This is a genomic window from Parendozoicomonas sp. 209JJ7-1, assembly GCF_058147085.1.
In genome coordinates this window covers 1-557 of record NZ_JBYVJU010000139.1, presented here as the reverse complement: position 1 = coordinate 557, position 557 = coordinate 1, and the positions used below count along the sequence as shown (strand labels likewise).

The 557-nt window shown below is 46.9% G+C and carries 1 protein-coding gene; it reads right to left on the bottom strand.

Annotated elements, in window-relative coordinates; all coding sequences use genetic code 11:
* A partial coding sequence (locus ACY2RQ_RS19750; protein ID WP_490114729.1) for a hypothetical protein occupies window positions 1-512 on the bottom strand: 512 nt, incomplete at its 3' end.
* Window positions 513-557: the final 45 nt, after the last annotated feature.

Genomic DNA, 557 nt, shown 5'->3' with positions numbered 1-557 from the left:
TCATATGTGTCCCTGTAGAAAACTGTAAGATTCGGGTTCGCTTCATCTTTTGTTATGCAGGTTCTCCCGCCCATTGGAGTAATATGTGAAGAGTGATAACCCAGGAATGACAGACTCACGTCAACGGCTGTATCCAGCGCATTAATAAGCACCGCCTGGTGATTCCAATCGCATTGGGCATTAAATGCTGAAGCATGTCTGTCCATGAATGGATATAGGCCATGCATCCCCATCAGCACACGCCCCGTCCTCAGGACATGCTCCTTGTCAATAATGGTATAGTTAAAGGGTGCAAAATCGACCCCGACCAGAAACGGACCTTTGTTCAAATCTGCACAGCAAGTTGAAAGCATAGAAAAATAGGGGCACAGGAGTTCACCACTTTTGTAGCCTACGATTTTCCCGGTCTTGTCTTTCTTGGGAACCGCAGCCCAGACGCCTATGTCGAAAAATGTTTCATTTCCTATATAAAGCTGAGTGTATGGATTACAGGACCATCCGGCAGAGGGCATCAGCAATGTGACAGTGAACGTGCTCATACAGGACAAAAGCGCTGT